We start from the raw sequence: 17,313 nt of genomic DNA on the forward strand, positions 1-17,313 counted from the left end.
TGTTATTCCTATTTTTTATTATTAGCCGCTGGCGATTAATTGACGCTTACTGCGCTCATACTTGCTCGCCGGCGTATTGACCGCAACCGCCAAGCGCTCGGCATGCCGGGCCCGTTCCATCTGCGTCGTATCGGCCTCGCCGTAGAGGGTGTTGCGTTGACGCGCAACGCGCCCCATCGCCGCGATGCGCTGCTCCATTTCCTGAGGCGATGTCTCTTCGCCATGGCTAGCACCAGCAGCCCGGGTGATGGTTTCATTCATCAGCGTCCCGCCGAGGTCGTTAACCCCGGCATTCAAACAGGCCATGACCCCTTCCGCGCCCATTTTCACCCAGGACGCCTGAATATTGTCGATCAAGCCATTAAAGACCAAGCGTGCGACCGCATGCATCAACAGCGATTCGCGGAACGTTGGCCCGCGACGAGCGCGCCCTTTCAAATAGATTGGCGATTCTGCGGCGACAAATGGCAGCGGCACGAATTCAGTAAAACCGCCTGTTTTCAGCTGTAACGTGCGTATTGCCAGCAGGTGATTGGCCCAGTGCTCGTAGCCGTCAACGTGACCGAACATAATCGTTGCGGTTGTTGGCAGACCAACCCCATGAGCAACTTCCATGACCTGAAGCCACTGCTCGGTATTAATTTTATCGGGGCACAACACTGCCCTGACCCGGTCATCCAACACTTCTGCTGCCGTTCCTGGCAGACTGTGCAACCCCGCCGCCTTTAATTGCCGCAGGTAATCCTCCAGCGGCATACCGAGCGTCTGAGCACCCTGCCAGACTTCCAGTGGCGAGAAGGCGTGGATGTGCATTGCCGGCGCCGCCTCGCGCAGCGTCGCCAATATATCCAGATAGGTCTGCCCGGTATATTCAGGATGAATGCCACCCTGCATACACACTTCGGTGGCACCGCGCTGCCAGGCCTCTTTAGCGCGCCGGGCGATTTCGTCGGCACTCAGATCATAGGGTCGGCCACGCAAATTCTCACTGAGCTTGCCCTTAGAGAAAGCGCAAAACTGGCACTTGAAATAACAGACATTGGTGTAATTGATGTTGCGATTGACAACATAACTAACGGTATCGCCACAGCGCCGCTCGCGCAGGCGGTCCGCTGCTTGGCACACGGCGGCAAAGTCTTCACCGCGCGCTTCAAACAAGCTGACAATATCCTGTTGAGTTAACCGCTGCTCAGCCTCTGCTCGCTGTAAAATATCGGCAACAGCGGCACTTGCAACAGGCCGGCGCTTAGCAAGCAATGCAAGCTCCGCCGCGGGCGCATCAGCGGCCTGCCCGGTCAGCCATTCGTCCACCCTCGGCAGACCCTGGCCATCCACGCGACTAAGTAGGCGCGGCACCAATGCGGGGTCCAGCCAATGCTGCGCCCGTCGGACATAAGAGGGGTAGATTGTAAGGCGCTCGTGCAGGTATTTACCACTTAGCGCCGTTTCCTTGGCCAAGCGCTCCACGTGTGGCCACGGCGCTTCGGGATTCACAAAGTCGGGCGTCACTGGCGACACGCCGCCCCAGTCATTGATCCCGGCAGCAACGATCTGCGGTAGCACACCGGGGCTGAGGTTTGGCGGCGCTTGAATGCTCATTTCCGCCCCAAATATCAACCGAGCGACGGCGATCGTCCATAGCAAGTCATCGAGATCGGGCTCCGGTGCCGACGCCATTTTAGTGCCTTCCTTGGCGCGAAAATTCTGCACAATCACTTCTTGCAAATGGCCAAACTCGCGGTGAACGTCTCGCAGGGCAAGCAGAGAATCAATGCGCTCAGCACGGGTCTCGCCAATACCGATTAAGATGCCCGAGGTAAACGGCACCATCGCTTGGCCAGCGCGGCGCAGGGTTTGCAATCTCGCCTCAGGGGTTTTATCGGGCGAACCGTAGTGAGGCATACCCTTTTCACACAGGCGCTCCGATGCCGACTCCAACATAATGCCCATAGACGCAGAGACCGGACGCAGCAGAGCAATCTCATCTTCGCTCATGCAGCCCGCATTGATATGAGGTAGAACCGATGTTTCCGCCAAGACCCGCCCCGCAACATGGGCGAGATATTCCAGGGTGCTTGCAAATCCCATCTGCGCGAGCGCTTCACGCGCGGCCTTATAACGCAGCTCAGGGCGCTCACCCAGGGTAAACAAGGCTTCTTTGCAACCCAGTTTTTCGGCCTGACGCACCTGCTCAATCACGTGCTCGACCGGCATATACGCCTGCTCGATACGCTTGGGAGTTTTGGCGAAGGTGCAGTAGTGGCAAACGTCGCGACACAACTGGGTAAGGGGAATAAAGACTTTGCGGGAATAACTCACACCGCTCCCGAAGCCCCGGTCTCGCAAGGTCGCTGCCGCTGTCGCCAGCGTGGCGGTGTCTTCGCAGCGACTGAGTTGTCGAGCCTGCTCATCGCTGAGCGAGCCGTGCAAGGCCGTCTCTAGAAGGGCGTCAATCGACATAGAATTCATCATCAGCTTCTCACTACTCGCGGCGGCTCAACCGCCGCGCACTCACGAGGATTCATCTGCAATAAGCGGCGCGCAATACCACTTTCACTCAGGTAGCGCATCGTTTGCGGGGCGCGACTGGAGGTGCCTGCACTCACCAGCGCTAGCAGGTCCTCACGGGTGTCGATATCGTTGGCCAGGCCAGGCGCGTGGAACACTTGAAGCGACAGATTGCGCGCCGCCGCCTCTGCGGTGTGGGCAGTTAAACTGCCCTCTCCATAGCGCAAGCGGATTCGGCTTGCTAAGGGCATCAACACAACATTACTGCCACCGCCGTGGCGATCCGTGGCGATAACCACTTGTTCGCTTGCCCCGCCTTGCACCGCAATAAGGTCACGCAGCTCAGCCGCGCTCAATAAAGGCAAATCACCGTGTACAATCATGACGTGCTGCGGAGGCTTATCCAAGCAGGAGATTCGATCCAGGGTCGCCTCCAACACCGCATTCAAACCGCTGCCCAGCTGCGATTCCGGCCAGCAAAGTGCGTGAAAGTGCTCGGCAAGCAGATGCGCCGCTGGGTCGTCAGACACAATCAACAGCTGATCCACTTCATCGACCGCCGATAGCTGGGCCAATACATCTTCCACCATGTGCTGAAACAAGGCCCGCCGCTCCGATATGCTCAAACACCCGGACAAGCGCTGTTTCGCTTTAACAAAATCCTTCAGTGGGAGTATTAACCACATGCCCTACACCAATTCCTCAATCAACGACAGCGTCTCCTCGGCCAAGCGCCGTTTGCTATCAAGAGTGGTCATCATACTTGGCACAGCTCGGCAGGCGACCCCCGTCTGGGCGATGTCATCGCACTGCTGAGCATCGGCACTGTCGATGATAAAGCCGTCCAGCAGGTCGCCATAGTACTCAGCCACCGCCGCCGCCCTGCGGGGTATATCGAGCTCGTGCATCATTTTTGCAGCAGGGCCCTTCACCGCCGCGCCGGACACAATCGGCGAAATAGCGACCACCGGCACGTTCACTTGCATGAGCGCCTCGCGACACCCCGGCAAGGATAAAATCGGATCGACGCTCAGAAATGGGTTAGATGGACAAATAATGATGCCGCGCAAGGCAGGGTCGGCAAGCGCTGAGATAATCGCCGGGTTGAGCTGAGCCGTATCGAGGCCGTCGAAAACGACCTTCTCCACTCGGGGCTCACAGCGCTCGCGAACAAAATATTCCTGGAAGGCGAGTTCACCCATATCAGTAAACACTCGCGTTGCTACGCGCTGTTCGGTCATGGGCAGCAGCGCCGCGGGACAGCCCAGGCGCTCGCCCAACTGACGAGTGACATCCGTTAACGACTGCCCCGCCGCCAGCGCTTGAGTGCGGTACAAATGCGTCGCCAAATCGCGATCGCCCAACTGGAACCACTGGCCGTCGTCGAGTCGACGCATCGCTTCCAGCGTTACCCAGCTTTCATCGCGCAATCCCCAGCCGCGCTGTTCGTCATTCAGGTCTGCCAGGGCGTAGAGATTGGAGTCGAGGTCGGGGCAAATTCGTAAGCCCCAGTAGTCGAAGTCATCGGCCGTATTCACCACCACTTGCAGCTGCGATGGTGGCAGGCACTCGGCCAAGCCCCTCACTAATTTGGCGCCGCCAACGCCCCCGCTCAGTGCGAGAAATTTTCCCGATAACGTCGCCATTAGCGAAACATATCCCGGTCTCGGTCGCGCAATAAACCCTGCGAGCCCTCGTCAGAGGGGCGCAAGTTAGCACCACGCAGCAGCACCACCGGACAGCCCTCATCAGCCTGCCCCATCAGGTAAGACGCCGCCGCAGCGAGCTCGTCGGCAACGGCAATTTCAGTGACTTCGAGAGTGCGGCCGAACAGGTCGGCATCGCCTATGCGGTTTTCAACAACCTCGAAGCCGGCAGTGCCGAGCGCAAAGCCCACCGTGCCATTGCGCCAGGCCCGCCCCGCACTGTCGTTAATGATCACCGCAATATTTGCCGAAAAACGTGCGTCCAGCGCCGCCTTTAAACGCCGCGCACTGGCATCGGGGTCAATGGGTAACAGCAGCAACTGGGGGTCGTCTTCAGTATTGGGGATATTCGACTTGTCGATGCCAGCATTTGCGTGAACCACCCCGAGGCGATGCTCCACAATCACCACACCCGGACGTGCCCGCAGCACCTCCCGTGACTCCTGAAGCACGCATTCCATTTGCCGCGGGTCCTTGTCGCAGCGCTGCGCCAGTGCCAGCGCTTCTTCACTGGGTGAGACGTCAGACAAACGAACATAGCGCCCTTCCGCCTTGGAGAAGATCTTCTGCGCAAGCACCAGCACATCGCCATCTTGCAGGCTTAGCTGATTGCCGAGCAGCGAATCAGCCACCATGGCGCTCAAATCGTCTCCTGGCTCCACCAGCGGGAAATTCTGTAAGGCAACTAGCTGTAATTGCGAACTGGCCATCTGTGCAACTTACTCGTCGACACCCGTGAGTTTAATGCCCGCATGACACTGGTATTGTTTGTTTATAAATATCAGCAGAGAGGTCATCGCCTCCACTGCCGCCGCATTGGCGATACTGCCGGCATGGAAACCGCGCAGCCCGGCGGCTTCAACCAGGTTAATAACCGTTGCCCGCGCCTCTTTATTGTTACCGCAAACCAAGACATCGCAATCGAGCTCGGAGCCCTCCTGCAGATGTACGGCCGCCACATTCTGAAAGGCCGACACCACCTTGACGTCGTCGCCGAGAATCTCCTGCGCGATCTGTCCAGCAGAGCCTTCCTCTGGCAGTTGCACCCGCGCTACCTTGGGCGGCACCAGGGGAACCGTCACATCGATCAGGATCTTGCCCTGCAGCGCGCCGCGCAGCGACTCCAGTGTGCTGCGGTGGTGGGCAAAAGGTACGGTCAATGCGGCAATATCTGCCGCCTCAGCCGCCGATTGATTATCCATCGCCTCGACTGCGACGGCGTCGACCCCGCGCTCATCCATCAATGCCTTTAGCTCAGCAACCGCTTGCTCGGCCTTCTCTTGGGTGCGAGAACCGATGATCACGCGGTAACCCGCCTGGGCCCAGCGTCTGGCTAAGCCCGTACCCAAATTACCGGTACCGCCTAAAATCGCAATTACTGCACTGTTGGACATATCACATACCTTTATCTTTATGTTGAAACTCACGACTGGACGCTATCGCCGACGAACACAGCGGCAGGCTCCCAGCACATCAAACCGATCGCCAGTATAACGTGGGCACTATAACTGGCACTGACAAAACAAGTCATTTACGCATAAAAATACGGTCATATTAAATCGTGGGCTAAAGCGATAAACTGTCGCCCAAAAATTTCGCGGCGATTATTGGCTCGCAAGAAGCCAAGCCGCTGCAAACACTAACATGACAGGACACAAGGTAGGTAAAAAGGAATGCAAAACGCACTGGATTTTACGGGTAAAGTCGTCATCGTTACCGGCGGCGGAAAAGGTGTTGGCCGCGGTATCAGCGAACGTTTTTTGGCTGCCGGGGCAGACGTAGCGATCTGCGGTCGCAGTGAGCCTGACAGCCTACCCAGTGCTGAGGGTCGGGAAGCGTGGTTCAGCGCGCTGGATGTTCGCGACCCGGACGCTGTCCAGGCCTTTGTCGACAGCGTGAAAGAGAAATTTGGTCGCATCGACGTTCTGATCAACAACGCCGGCGGCGCCCCCTATGCCGATGCGGCCACCGCCTCGCCACGGTTTTCTGAATCCATCGTGCGTCTCAATCTGCTCGCGCCACTCTTCTTTGCCCAGGCCTGCAATGCGGTGATGCAGCAGCAGGAAGGCGGCAGCATCGTCAATATTGCCTCAGTGAGCGCCCAACGCCCGTCGCCGGGTACCGCCGCCTATGGCGCAGCGAAAGCCGGCCTGTTAAACCTGAGCAGCTCCCTAGCCGTGGAATGGGCGCCCAAGGTGCGTAGCAACACGATTATTGCCGGCCTGATTCGCACCGAACAGTCCCATTTGCACTACGGCGACGAAGCCGGTATTGCGGCAGTGGGCGAAACGATCCCACTGGGACGAATGGCGGTTCCCAACGATATTGCCGAGGCCTGTTTATTCCTGGCCAGTGACATGGCCAGCTACGTGAGCGGTGCAGCGCTCACCGTGCACGGCGGAGGTGAAAAGCCCGCGTTTTTGGACGCCGCTAACGCCGACAACGAAAAATAAATGATGCCTTGAATGGGGCCAGCAGACTGGCCCCTGCTTACAGTACGCGAACGATCTTCATGGTATTGGTGTGGTTATCCACGCCAACCTGGTCACCCATGGTCATAATGATCAAATCACCGGCATCGACATGGCCACCCGCTTTCAGCGTTTCAATACAGTCGTGCACCGCGGGCGACGGTCCTGCGCTAGATACCGCAAACACCCCGCGATAGAGGCTCACCCGGCGGCAGGTTGCAGCATTGCGACTAAACGCAAAAATCGGAATGCCCGAGGTCAGTCGCGACATTAACAACACCGTTCGCCCGGTTTCGGTTAAGGACACAATGGCCTTCACCCCAACTTGATGGTTGGCGGCGAACACGGCACTCATTGCCAGGGTTTCTTCAACGGACTCAAAGCTGCGCTCGATCCGGTAACTGGATTTTCGCGCCGAGGGATAGCGCTCCGCCCCCATACAGTTTCTCGACATGGCCTTAACGGTTTCCAGCGGATACTGGCCCGCAGCCGTTTCGGCAGACAGCATCACCGCGTCGGTACCATCGAGCACCGCATTGGCGACATCAAACACCTCTGCGCGAGTGGGAATGGGATTGCTGATCATCGATTCCATCATCTGGGTGGCAGTGATCACCGGCCGGTTGAGCACCCGCGCCCGCTTGATAATATGCTTCTGCAAGCCGATCAGGCTGGCGTCACCAATTTCAACCCCCAAGTCGCCACGTGCCACCATCACGCCATCGCAAGCGCGAATGAGCGCATCGAGATGTTCGTCCTCGGCAACCGCTTCGGCGCGTTCAATCTTGCCGATGATCTGCGCGTGGCAACCCGCGCTCTGAAGCTTGTCCCGCGCATCATTGATATCAGCCGCACTGCTGGGAAAAGAAATGGCAATGAAATCCAGATCCATTTCCGCTGCGTGCTTGATATCGGCTAAGTCTTTGTCTGTCAGTGCCGGCGCCGAAAGGCCACCCCCCAGGCGATTGATTCCCTTTCGCGAGCGCAATATACCGATGCTCTCCGCTCGGCAATGCACCGCTTCGCCCTCCACACTTACCACTGATAATTGCAGCCGGCCGTCGTCGATAAGCAAGGTATCACCAGCCGCCACCGAACGGGCAAGCGGTTGGTAATCGACCCCGATATGACGCTCATCGCCCTCACCATCCGCTAAGCGAGTATCGAGAATAAGCTCGTCGCCCGGCGCGACATCAACGGCATCGACGGCAAGTGTGCGCAGACGGATTTTTGGCCCCTGCAGATCGCCAAGCACTGCGACGTAGCGGTCTTCTTCGGCAGAGATTTCCCGAATCATCTGACAGCGCGCCTTGTGCTCCTCGGCACTGCCATGGGAAAAATTTAAGCGGAACACGTTCACGCCCGCGGATATCATTGCTCGCAAGAGCGCTTCTGAATCGCAGGCGGGACCGACAGTGGCTACGATTTTGGTACGACGCATGGTGATCTCTTTACACTCCCTGAAACGGCTAAGTTGCCGCTCACCATGTTACACCGCCGAAGATTGCGGTTCGACGTCAGGAGAGAATATTTCTGGCACTACTCAAGCACCGATGCTTCGCGACCACCATAGACCGGACCAACAGCGGAGTCATGGACACCCCCTCTCAGCAAAATAACCTCAACACGGCGGTTGCGCGCTCGCCCTTCCGCTGTGCTGTTGGTATCTAAGGGTCGGGTATCAGCGTGCCCGGCTAAGCGGAAATGCTCGGCTGGCTGGCCACTGCGCTCTGCGATACTCTCCAGCACCGTTGCGGCTCGCGCGGAAGACAGATCCCAATTTGAGCGGAAGCGCGAGGTGCTAATTGGCAGATTATCGGTGTGGCCAGCAATCACCACGTGGCCGCCAATATCCCCCACCAACTCCGCGATTTTATTGATCACCGGTTTAAAGTCATTGTTGAGCTCGGCACTGCCAGAGGGAAACGAGCCCATCTCCTTGATGCGGATCGTAATAACCCGCTCCCCATCATCATCAACCTCTACAAAGCCATCGCGAATCTCGATATCCAAGTGGCGTTTTACCTTTTGCAGATCAGCCTCCAGCTCCTCTTTGCTAATCCGCTCGGATTCGTCAATTGCCATTTCAGCGTAGATGCGCATTTCATTGACGGCTTGTTGGCGAACTTGGTTTTCGACGGTTGGCGTTGGCCGACCGGGGCTAAAGTCTCGCGCGATAATACTGGTACCAATCGGTGGCTTAAAGGCGGGAACCTCCCGCTGTACCCCGAAGGCATCGCGCATAGAGCCCGACAGCTCCTTGAATTTCTGCTTGTCCATCTCGGAGAATGAGAACAACAGAACGAAAAAAGCCAGCAGCAAGGACATTAAGTCTGCAAAGGTTAGTACCCAGGCAGGCGCTCCGGCCGCCGCTTTTTTCTCGGGGACGTCTTCCACTAGGCTTCCTCAGCCTTTTCTTCTTTATCGCGGGCATTGTCGGGCAGATAGGTCGACAGCAGTGATTCGAGCACCCGCGGGTTCAAGCCCTCTTGTATGCCGTCAACCGCCTCCAGTATCAGGTGGCGATTGCGACGCTCTTCCTGGGTACGGAAATTCAGCTTGTCCGCCATTGGCAGCGCAACAGCATTTGCCAGCACAGCGCCATACAGGGTAGTAAGCAGCGCAACCGCCATCGCCGGCCCGATCGCCTTGGGGTCAGACATATTGGACATCATCTGCACCAAGCCGACGAGGGTACCAATCATGCCCATTGCCGGCGCGGAATCACCAAAACCACGAAATACCGCCTCACCCATTTCCTGGCGTTCGATCGTCAGATTGATTTCTTTATTTAATAAACGCTTAACAAATGCGGGGTCGTGACCATCAATGGCCATCTGCACACCTTTATTGAGGAATTCATTGGTAATTTCCTGCGACTCCAGACCCAGCAGCCCCTCTTTGCGCGCGATACCCGCCAGTTCAACGCACTCGTTAATTAGCTGTGATGAGCTGGTTGGCTTGTGAAAGAAGGCGCGCGAGGCAACCTTGAAGGCGCCGAGGGTTTGATCCAGCGGAAATTTCACCAGATTGGCAAATGTTCCGCCGCCCACTACGATCAACAGGCTGGGGATATCGACGAAGCCACCGGCACTGCCGCCAAAAACAATGGCCGCAATAATCACGCCCAATGCGCCAAACATTCCCAGCAGGGTTGCTATATCCAAGATATTTCTCCGCTATACAGACTCTGCCAATTCGACCTGACAGCTGGCCCCTTAATGCATATATCGGCGGCAGCCAGAAGACCTTTAGAGGTTTTGCACAGCTTGCGACTGCAGGCGGAGATTTTCTATACGGGTTTGCCCTTGCCAAATTAAGGGCCAGAAAACAGAAAGCCCGGCGAATGCCGGGCTTGTCGGTAGGAGTAAAACTTTGCGACGCTTAAATGAAGAAGTCCCCGTTTTCCATACCCAGAGCAACGCCGCCGAAGTTACGGCCAAAGCCGGTGGGGTTGTTAGCAACGTGGGCACGGGCGGTGTGCACATCACGGAAACGCTGCTGAATTTCACTGTTATTAAATACTGAGTGACCACCGGCCACTTCAAACAGTGAATCGACAATATCGATGCTCTTGCTGATAACCAGAGACGCCTGGTAGCGATAGCGAACACGGTCTTCCAGAGGAATCTCTTCGCCGCGCTCAAGTTGCGCCAACATCACATCGAAGTTACGGAAGAGAATGGTCTCCATCTCGTCGATACCGTTTAGGGCCGCCGCAATACGCTCTACCACCTGGGTATCGCCCGCGAGTTTAGTGGGGTCACCACTGGCTTTGTTCAACACCGCGTGCTTGTAGAGCTCCACGGTCGCCTTACAGGCACCGATAGCCGGGGTCGAGACGACGCGAATAAAGCTCTGCGCCCAAGGCAGGCGGTATAAGAGCGCGTCGTTCACAGCCAAACCGGGGTTTGTTCCCGCGAAGCCGTCGCTTTGCTTGTGGGTCATGTAGTCAGGCACGAATACGTCGTCTACCACGATGTCGTTGCTGCCGGTGCCTTCCAAGCCCATCGACTGCCAAGTATCGATAATTTCGTAGTCGCTGCGCGGCACCAAGAAAGTACGGTAGCCCTCGCCCGGTACGATTGCGCCCAGCAGCACCCAGGTGCAGTGGTCGCTACCACTTGACCAGCCCCAACGACCGCTGAGTTTAAAACCGCCTTCAGTGGGCGTCACTTTACCCATTGGCGCATAGGAGGAAGAAATACGTGTATGGATCGAATCGTTCCACACGGCCTGCTGCGCGCGGTCATCCATCATCGCCAGCTGCACGGCGTGAACCGCGATAATGCCACTGGCCCACGCCGTAGACATACACGCCTCGGCAATGGCGATTTGCAGTTTAAAGAATTCTTGCGGCTTCATTTCCAAGCCGCCGTAGCGCTTGGGCTGCAAGCTCAGGAAAAAGCCCGCATCTTGCAGGGCATCAATCGAGGCCTGAGGCACTTTACGTTCTTGGCGCGTTTGCGGTGCACGCTCACGAAATACTGGCTGCAATTCTTTGATTGCAGCCATCATGGTTTCAAAATTCATCACCGCTCTCCTGTTGTATTCTGTCTTTGGTCTTATGATTTACCGCCCACTACCCCATTACGCGGTGCAGCGGGCAAAGGATTTTACCGGGCTTTAGGCGTCAGGCATGTTGAACTTGTGCCCCCAGAGGCTGGGCAGCGATGTCACGGTTGGCGTGAAATCGTCCCAATCCACCTGCAAACCACCGGTGCCAAACTCCATGGCAAAGCCTGTTGGTGTTGCCATGTAGAACGACAGCATCCGGTCATTGGTATGGCGTCCCAGGGTCGAAACAATGGGAATTCCCGCTGCTTCAACGCGATCCAGGCAGTAACCCACTTCATCGGTGTCTTTCACTTCCAGCATAAGGTGAACACAGCCCACCGGGTTGCTGCTGTCTTCGTATAACGCAAGGCTGTGGTGACGCGGGTTATTCACGTGCATAAAGTTCAAGCCCTGACCGGGGTCATTGGGATCTGGCGAGAAGTGAAAGTGCATGTAGTCACTGTCACCAAAGCCGAGCACGTCTTTGTAGAACGTGTGCGTTTCGCTGAGCTTAGCTGCTGGCAGCACGGCATGCCCCAGGCCCATGTCGCCATTGAAACCCGTTTCAAAGCCACTGATACCCAGTGGTGAAACAAATTTAGCAAAGTCCAGTTCGCCGCCCCAATAAAGCTCCAGCTCGTTACCCGAGGGGTCTTTCAATACGATCAATTCGCGCACGCGCCGCGCCTTGGCATCGTCGCTGCTACCCTCTTCAAAGGCGACTCCCGCCTCGGTCAAGCGCTGCTTGGCATCGGCAAAGTCTTGCGCATCACGCAGTTCCCAGCCGCAGCGGCTCAGTCGCTCCGCGTCACCTTTGACAATGGCAAAGCGAAACGGACGCTCATCTATTTTCAAGTAAACATTGCCGTCGTCCGGCATATTCGGCGCAGGCATCAGGCCGAGAATGTCCCGACCGTACTCCAACCACTTCGACGGCTCTGCCGACTCGATTACGACGTAGCCTAAACTGCGTACATCCATGCGTTTATCCTGTGTTATCGATTATTAAATTCGCTGCACAATGCCATTAGCCATTGCGAATGGCGTAATCCACTGTGTACTCACGGCGCTCGTTAAAGACCTCAGGTACATCCGCACGATCCACGTAGAACTGGTTGTACCACTGACGCAGGCGGTTGATTGGGCCGTCGCCATCACACAATACCGGGTTATCAACACGGGTTTTGGTATGCCAGATATGTACATCCTGGAAGAACGCTGTCCGGTTCTGCTCCGTGTACTGACGCGCCATCTCGTTGTTCTGCTCGTCACTCATACCCGGGATTTTCTTAACCGCCACACCAAACCGCAGGTCAAAGCTATTTTGGTCGATGGGAACATGGGTCACCAGCAAGCGCGACTCCACGTCCATACCCTCTACCTGGCCAGTCATGTATGTGTTCATGTATGCCGGACCGAAGTATTTGGCACTGGAGGTTAGCTCGCCATCTTCCGCCAACAGCTCGCTGCCGCCGACCAAGACTTGTTCGTAGGTATGCTTGTGAACAATGTTCTTGAACTCTTTGATAGGCGCGCCGTGAATCGGCCCAAAATGCGCCACATCCGCCATGTTATCCACCAGCTCGCGGCTGTTGGTATTGATGGTCATCAGATCCATTTGCCAGATCGTCCAGTCCGGGCTGAACAGGTCATCGATGCGCGGCGGGCGCTGGTCTTCGATAGGAGGCAGGCCCTCTGGGTCGTACCACATGAATAACAGGTGATTCTCTTCCAGCGTTGGATAGCTGCGGATAACCGCTTTCGGGGGAATGCGCTTGGCGTAGGGGATCTCATCGCACACACCATCGGCGCCCCAGCGCCAGGAGTGGAATGGGCAACGAATGGAGTTACCCTCCACGCAGCCTTCACTCAAGTCTGCCCCCATGTGAGGGCAGTAGCCGTCGAGAATATGGACTTGACCATCTTCCCCGCGATACGCAACCATGCGGGTGCCAAAGTAGTTTAGCTTGACCGGCTTTTCATCGTATTCGCTGGCCAGCCCCAAACAATACCATCCCCGCCCATAGCGGTCTGGCAATTCCTTAGCTTCGATAATATGGGGCTGACGCGGTGCCTGCGCGGGCTCGCTCATTTTTCTCTCCTCGGTTATTCGGCAGACCCTCTGGCCGGGGCCCTGCTATCACGGTGAAAATTCTCACACAGCCAAGGCAAGCCTTCTATAATCCGTTTAGACGACCAAAAAAATATCACAACACACTGTTTTTATTAGATTTTTCTCCATTTTTCAGTATTGTTTAACCACCGTTTAACAACGCCACAAGATGGTGCATCAGGCTAGGTTAAAACCCTTACTGGAATTCTCGCCCGACGCGCTACAATATTGCCATTCTGTTTCTGTGCAGCGGGAATCTCTGATGAAAGCGCCCGGAAAACCCCACAACGAAGAGAAGCGTTTGGCCGCGCTCTCATTGCTCAATATCCTCGACACACCAGCGGAAGAGCGCTTTGATCGCCTGACCCGACTGGCGTGCAAAATGCTTAACACCCCCGCTGCTCTGGTCAGCCTGGTCGCCGACGACCGACAGTGGTTCAAATCTAGCGCCGGACTCGAGGGCGTTGAGGAAACACCCCGCGATATTTCGTTTTGTGGTCACACCATTTTGCAAGATGGCGTGTTCATCGTTAACGACACCCTCAAAGACGAGCGCTTTGTCGATAACCCGCTGGTGGTACACGCACCCAATATCCGCTTTTATGCCGCCTTCCCCCTGTACGCGGTAACTGGCGAGCGGCTGGGCGCTTTCTGCGTCGTCGATCAACAGCCTCGGGACTTGTCCAGCGATGAAATTGAAACCCTCGAGGACCTTGCCCGAATTGCCGAGCGCGAACTTTGCGCAAGCTACCTGGCGACAACGGATGAAACGACCGGGCTGTGCAACCGCTCGGGGTTTGAATTGCTCGCTGATAAACTGATGCACGCCTGTGCCCGCAGCGACGTGCCGATCAGCGCCGTCTTTTTCCGCCTAACCGCCCCCATCGACAGCGATGACGGCACGCTGACACCCGACGTCATTTCCCTGTTTTCGCAAAAACTGGCTGCGGCCTGTCGCGAAGCGGACTTGGTTGCTCGCATCGACGATCAGCACTTTGGCTGCCTTCTCAACGATTGCCCCTACGAGCAGGTGGCGCACTTCATGCGACGCATCGAATACGACGTGGAGCAACTGAATCGCGAACAACTCGATAAACCCATGGCGATGCAAAGCAGTTGGCTTGCCTATAATCCGGTCGCCCACCACTCTGTGGGTACGCTGGTGCAGCAGGGCACAGAGTTGCTGGACGTCGCGTAGGCCCGCTGAACCAGACTCCTCTTGGCCGCGTAGCGTCCCCTTGAGCGGCGATTCTTTATCCGCGTTGCCTATGTGCCTAGGGCCGCCAATAAGCGCAAGAATCAGCTCGACCGGTACGATAGAAGCGTTATGCTTGTCTCAAGCTCGCATAAAGGAAACCCATCGTGCCCTCTGACTACCAGCGCATTGAACACGCTCTTCATATTTTGGACAGCCAGCAGGGCATGCTCAGCCTGGACGAGCTTGCCAACAAATTGGACATTAGCGCCGGACATTTTCAGCGCATGTTTAGCCGCTGGGTTGGCATTAGCCCTAAGCGCTTTTCTCAGCTCATCACCGTTGAGCGGGCGAAACAGCTGCTATCTGCCGGCCAACCTCTACTGAATGTCAGCGAGGATTTGTCGTTAAGCAGCAGCTCTCGGCTCTACGACCACTTTATTCGAATCGAAGCAATGACGCCGGGAGACTATCGCTCGCGCGGAGAGAACCTGCGCATTCGTTGGGGAAACGGCGACTCGCCTTTCGGCGAGGTGTTTATCGCACAAACTCAGCGCGGCATCTGTGCGCTTGCCTTCGGGGATGGGCGCGAGGAGCTGATGGCGATGCAACAGCGCTGGCCAGCGGCACAGTTCTCAGAGGAGCATGAAGACTCTCAGGAACTGCTGCGTCGCGCATTCAGTCACAGCCATGGTGAGCCGCTTTCGCTACATCTGCTAGCCAGTGATTTTCAGTTACAGGTGTGGCGGGCGCTGCTGGCGATCCGGCCTGGACAGTTGAGTACCTATGGCCAGCTGGGGCAGCGCATCGGTCAAGCCAAAGCCGCTCGTGCGGTTGGCCGCGCCGTTGGCAGCAACCCCGTCGCCCTGCTCATTCCCTGCCACCGTGTGGTCAGGCAGACAGGTGCGCTCGGCGGCTATCGCTGGGGTGTCACGCGCAAACGCGCAATCCTGCTGCACGAAGCAGCCTGTAACAGCATTACGAGAGAGGATGGCAGTGACGATCGCCGGCAATAATCAGCGCTCAGATACGGGCGCCCGGTAGAGGCCCATCGGGCCGATTACTTTGTTAGATTTGATTGCGGCCAACGAGATTGATCACCCCTGCAGCAATGAGTGCAACGGCAGCGATAACGTCCGCGATGACGACCTTGCGAACGAGCTCATTGTAACCGCCAACCGACCACGCAATAGCGATGAAGGACACAACGCTGACTAAGCCTGCGACGATGGCCAATGTTTGCAGCGATGGCTGGAAAGCGGCGTACACTAAAAAAAGGCCAAGAAGTCCAAACAAAATGGCTCGGTGGCGCATCAGGATTTCGATATTGGACTCACTCAGGGCAATGCCATACAAAGCGGCAAGGCGATCCACGCCCAACACCCCGGCAACGGGCAAGAGATGAATAATACCGACGAGCACCAGCATGCCTGTGGCAACTTTCTCCATCTTTGCCCCTCTTTTTTGAATCGAACCGCAGGTTTAATCTGCCAGCTGAGCGACGCTCTTTAAAATCAGGCGCACCAGCAAGGTCTGCCGACTAACGCCGGTTTTGGAGAAAATTGAGCGCAAGTGGGTGCGTGCAGTATTGCGGCTCATCCCCAGTGCTTCCGACGCTTCATCCAGACTCAAGCCATCCGCCAGCAATAACGACAGCTGCGCCTCAGTTGGGGTAAAGCCGAACAGTTGGATGATGATATTGACCGGCGCCTCTGCCCCATATTCCGGATCGCTAATAAAAATTGCCACCGTCGGTACAGACTGCCCCTCCGACCATTCGGTCAATGGCACGGGGCGAACAATCACCCCCAGGTCGGCGAAGTCGCCGTCGCGGGGAACCCGCATCGCCTCAACCACTGCGGGCTCGTGTTGATCCCGGTGATCAAGAATGCGGTTAATCAGCCCCTGCAACTTCTTGGTTGTGGCCTGATCACCCAGCATCAGATAGCCGTCCTCGATTTTCACCTCGGGCTCACGTGCGACCAGATTTTTCGCCATTTTGTTGCAGTTTAGCAAGCGGCCATTTTCATCGAGGATGATCGTCGCCAGCGATAGGCTCTCCACCGCACCGGCGTAGAGGTCGCGCTCTGACTCAATAATATTGAGCCGTACATGCAGGCGCAGGGCTCTTTCCAAATGGGGCATCAGCGCGTGAATCAAGTCCCTGTCGTGCTGATCAAAAACCGGCGCAGACTCACTGCGCGCCACGCGCAAGCCGGCATTCATTTCACCCGGAACATGGATATCGACACCGAGGGTATCGTAGAGCCCGCAGGGCTTCATACACATCAGGTACAGCTCGCTGGTCAACCAGTCATCTACTGACACCAGCTCCATCAAGCTTTTGACCTCGCCCGGCTTAAGCGACAGGAAGGGATCCATAGCAAATAGCCGTTTTTGGTACTGATCCATACCCTCTACGGTGCTGCCACCCAGCACCCGTAGCACGCCGCGGCCCTGCTCCGACGGGGGGTTTAACACCAGCGTGACCGACACCGCCTGCATGACCTGAGACAACTCAGACAAGAAGCCTTCCCAGGGTTCCTCTTCCAACGGCCCTTGATAAACACTAGCCAGGAGGCGGTCAAACTTTGGATCGATCAACATCGTAACGTCTGTATGCCTTGTTATTTTTTACATGCAGTGAGTATAACCGAGATGGGTATGCGATACAGGCCTTTAACACCTGACCGCTGCTGCGCGAACGCCGCACTTACCTGGAACGAACAGCCAGACACGAAAACGGCCCCAGCAGGGGCCGTT

16 protein-coding genes are annotated in these 17,313 nt (G+C 56.7%); 3 read left to right on the forward strand and 13 right to left on the reverse strand.

The window, feature by feature from the left end:
* Positions 1-21: 21 nt before the first annotated feature.
* The 5 genes from cofH to npdG are packed head-to-tail and all read right to left on the reverse strand — an operon-like array spanning position 22 to position 5,608.
* Positions 22-2,472: a 5-amino-6-(D-ribitylamino)uracil--L-tyrosine 4-hydroxyphenyl transferase CofH gene (gene cofH, locus B3K78_RS13935; RefSeq protein ID WP_286695913.1), complete on the reverse strand. Its 2,451-nt coding sequence runs from the start codon at positions 2,470-2,472 to the stop codon at positions 22-24.
* Entirely contained in the window at positions 2,472-3,194 is a 723-nt protein-coding gene (cofC, locus tag B3K78_RS13940; protein ID WP_286695914.1) for a 2-phospho-L-lactate guanylyltransferase, read from the reverse strand. The genes cofH and cofC overlap by 1 nt, the downstream gene beginning before the upstream one ends.
* A gap of 3 nt (positions 3,195-3,197) precedes the next feature.
* Positions 3,198-4,154 (reverse strand): 2-phospho-L-lactate transferase, encoded by a 957-nt coding sequence (gene cofD, locus B3K78_RS13945; RefSeq protein ID WP_286695915.1) that lies wholly within the window; start codon positions 4,152-4,154, stop codon positions 3,198-3,200.
* The gene (cofE, locus tag B3K78_RS13950; protein ID WP_027873559.1) at positions 4,154-4,924 is read right to left on the reverse strand and encodes a coenzyme F420-0:L-glutamate ligase; all 771 of its coding nucleotides are present in this window, start codon (positions 4,922-4,924) and stop codon (positions 4,154-4,156) included. Before cofE ends, cofD begins: the two co-directional genes overlap by 1 nt.
* 9 nt (positions 4,925-4,933) lie before the next feature.
* Positions 4,934-5,608, reverse strand: a complete 675-nt coding sequence (gene npdG / locus B3K78_RS13955) for an NADPH-dependent F420 reductase (protein ID WP_204995987.1) — start codon at positions 5,606-5,608, stop codon at positions 4,934-4,936.
* A 279-nt stretch (positions 5,609-5,887) separates the two neighbouring features.
* Here npdG and B3K78_RS13960 point away from each other — a divergent pair, with 279 nt between their 5' ends.
* Positions 5,888-6,667, forward strand: a complete 780-nt coding sequence (locus B3K78_RS13960) for an SDR family oxidoreductase (protein WP_286695916.1) — start codon at positions 5,888-5,890, stop codon at positions 6,665-6,667.
* Positions 6,668-6,704: 37 nt separating this feature from the next.
* Here B3K78_RS13960 and pyk read toward each other — a convergent pair whose 3' ends face one another.
* From pyk to B3K78_RS13990, 6 genes are all read right to left on the reverse strand, one after another.
* On the reverse strand, positions 6,705-8,126 hold the full coding sequence (pyk, locus tag B3K78_RS13965; protein WP_286695917.1) for a pyruvate kinase: 1,422 nt from the start codon (positions 8,124-8,126) through the stop codon (positions 6,705-6,707).
* Between the two features lie 98 nt (positions 8,127-8,224).
* The gene (locus B3K78_RS13970; RefSeq protein ID WP_204995990.1) at positions 8,225-9,082 is read right to left on the reverse strand and encodes a flagellar motor protein MotB; all 858 of its coding nucleotides are present in this window, start codon (positions 9,080-9,082) and stop codon (positions 8,225-8,227) included.
* Positions 9,082-9,852 (reverse strand): flagellar motor protein PomA, encoded by a 771-nt coding sequence (gene pomA, locus B3K78_RS13975; protein ID WP_204995991.1) that lies wholly within the window; start codon positions 9,850-9,852, stop codon positions 9,082-9,084. The genes B3K78_RS13970 and pomA overlap by 1 nt, the downstream gene beginning before the upstream one ends.
* Before the next feature lie 217 nt (positions 9,853-10,069).
* Entirely contained in the window at positions 10,070-11,218 is a 1,149-nt protein-coding gene (locus B3K78_RS13980) for an acyl-CoA dehydrogenase family protein (protein ID WP_286695918.1), read from the reverse strand.
* A 93-nt stretch (positions 11,219-11,311) separates the two neighbouring features.
* Positions 11,312-12,223 carry a VOC family protein gene (locus B3K78_RS13985; protein ID WP_286695919.1) on the reverse strand — a complete coding sequence of 304 codons (912 nt, stop codon included), beginning with the start codon at positions 12,221-12,223 and terminating at the stop codon, positions 11,312-11,314.
* A 46-nt stretch (positions 12,224-12,269) separates the two neighbouring features.
* Positions 12,270-13,334 (reverse strand): 3-ketosteroid-9-alpha-monooxygenase, oxygenase component, encoded by a 1,065-nt coding sequence (locus B3K78_RS13990; RefSeq protein WP_027873552.1) that lies wholly within the window; start codon positions 13,332-13,334, stop codon positions 12,270-12,272.
* Between the two features lie 283 nt (positions 13,335-13,617).
* On the opposite strand from B3K78_RS13990, the gene B3K78_RS13995 reads away from it, so the two are divergent.
* Together B3K78_RS13995 and B3K78_RS14000 are read left to right on the forward strand one after the other, a co-directional pair.
* Positions 13,618-14,553, forward strand: a complete 936-nt coding sequence (locus B3K78_RS13995; protein ID WP_286695920.1) for a sensor domain-containing diguanylate cyclase — start codon at positions 13,618-13,620, stop codon at positions 14,551-14,553.
* 164 nt (positions 14,554-14,717) lie between these two features.
* Positions 14,718-15,566 carry a methylated-DNA--[protein]-cysteine S-methyltransferase gene (locus B3K78_RS14000; RefSeq protein WP_286695921.1) on the forward strand — a complete coding sequence of 283 codons (849 nt, stop codon included), beginning with the start codon at positions 14,718-14,720 and terminating at the stop codon, positions 15,564-15,566.
* Between the two features lie 52 nt (positions 15,567-15,618).
* Here B3K78_RS14000 and B3K78_RS14005 read toward each other — a convergent pair whose 3' ends face one another.
* A complete protein-coding gene (locus tag B3K78_RS14005; RefSeq protein ID WP_286695922.1) occupies positions 15,619-15,999 on the reverse strand; it encodes a hypothetical protein in 381 nt (126 codons plus the stop codon).
* 33 nt (positions 16,000-16,032) lie between these two features.
* Complete coding sequence (locus B3K78_RS14010; protein ID WP_204995998.1) at positions 16,033-17,157, reverse strand: hypothetical protein; 1,125 nt, start codon at positions 17,155-17,157, stop codon at positions 16,033-16,035.
* Between the last annotated feature and the right edge of the window lie 156 nt (positions 17,158-17,313).

Origin of the sequence: Spongiibacter sp. UBA1325, from assembly GCF_002306875.1 — a bacterium.
Lineage (GTDB): Bacteria > Pseudomonadota > Gammaproteobacteria > Pseudomonadales > Spongiibacteraceae > Spongiibacter > Spongiibacter marinus.

Coding starts and splice junctions, on each gene's coding strand:
- B3K78_RS13985 (WP_286695919.1), bottom strand. CDS start 12,223: ATGGATGTACGCAGTTTAGGCTACGTCGTAATCGAGTCGGCAGAGCCG.
- B3K78_RS14010 (WP_204995998.1), bottom strand. CDS start 17,157: ATGTTGATCGATCCAAAGTTTGACCGCCTCCTGGCTAGTGTTTATCAA.
- B3K78_RS13990 (WP_027873552.1), bottom strand. CDS start 13,334: ATGAGCGAGCCCGCGCAGGCACCGCGTCAGCCCCATATTATCGAAGCT.
- cofD (WP_286695915.1), bottom strand. CDS start 4,154: ATGGCGACGTTATCGGGAAAATTTCTCGCACTGAGCGGGGGCGTTGGC.
- B3K78_RS13960 (WP_286695916.1), top strand. CDS start 5,888: ATGCAAAACGCACTGGATTTTACGGGTAAAGTCGTCATCGTTACCGGC.
- cofE (WP_027873559.1), bottom strand. CDS start 4,924: ATGGCCAGTTCGCAATTACAGCTAGTTGCCTTACAGAATTTCCCGCTG.
- B3K78_RS13995 (WP_286695920.1), top strand. CDS start 13,618: ATGAAAGCGCCCGGAAAACCCCACAACGAAGAGAAGCGTTTGGCCGCG.
- npdG (WP_204995987.1), bottom strand. CDS start 5,608: ATGTCCAACAGTGCAGTAATTGCGATTTTAGGCGGTACCGGTAATTTG.
- cofH (WP_286695913.1), bottom strand. CDS start 2,472: ATGATGAATTCTATGTCGATTGACGCCCTTCTAGAGACGGCCTTGCAC.
- cofC (WP_286695914.1), bottom strand. CDS start 3,194: ATGTGGTTAATACTCCCACTGAAGGATTTTGTTAAAGCGAAACAGCGC.
- pyk (WP_286695917.1), bottom strand. CDS start 8,126: ATGCGTCGTACCAAAATCGTAGCCACTGTCGGTCCCGCCTGCGATTCA.
- B3K78_RS14005 (WP_286695922.1), bottom strand. CDS start 15,999: ATGGAGAAAGTTGCCACAGGCATGCTGGTGCTCGTCGGTATTATTCAT.
- B3K78_RS13980 (WP_286695918.1), bottom strand. CDS start 11,218: ATGAATTTTGAAACCATGATGGCTGCAATCAAAGAATTGCAGCCAGTA.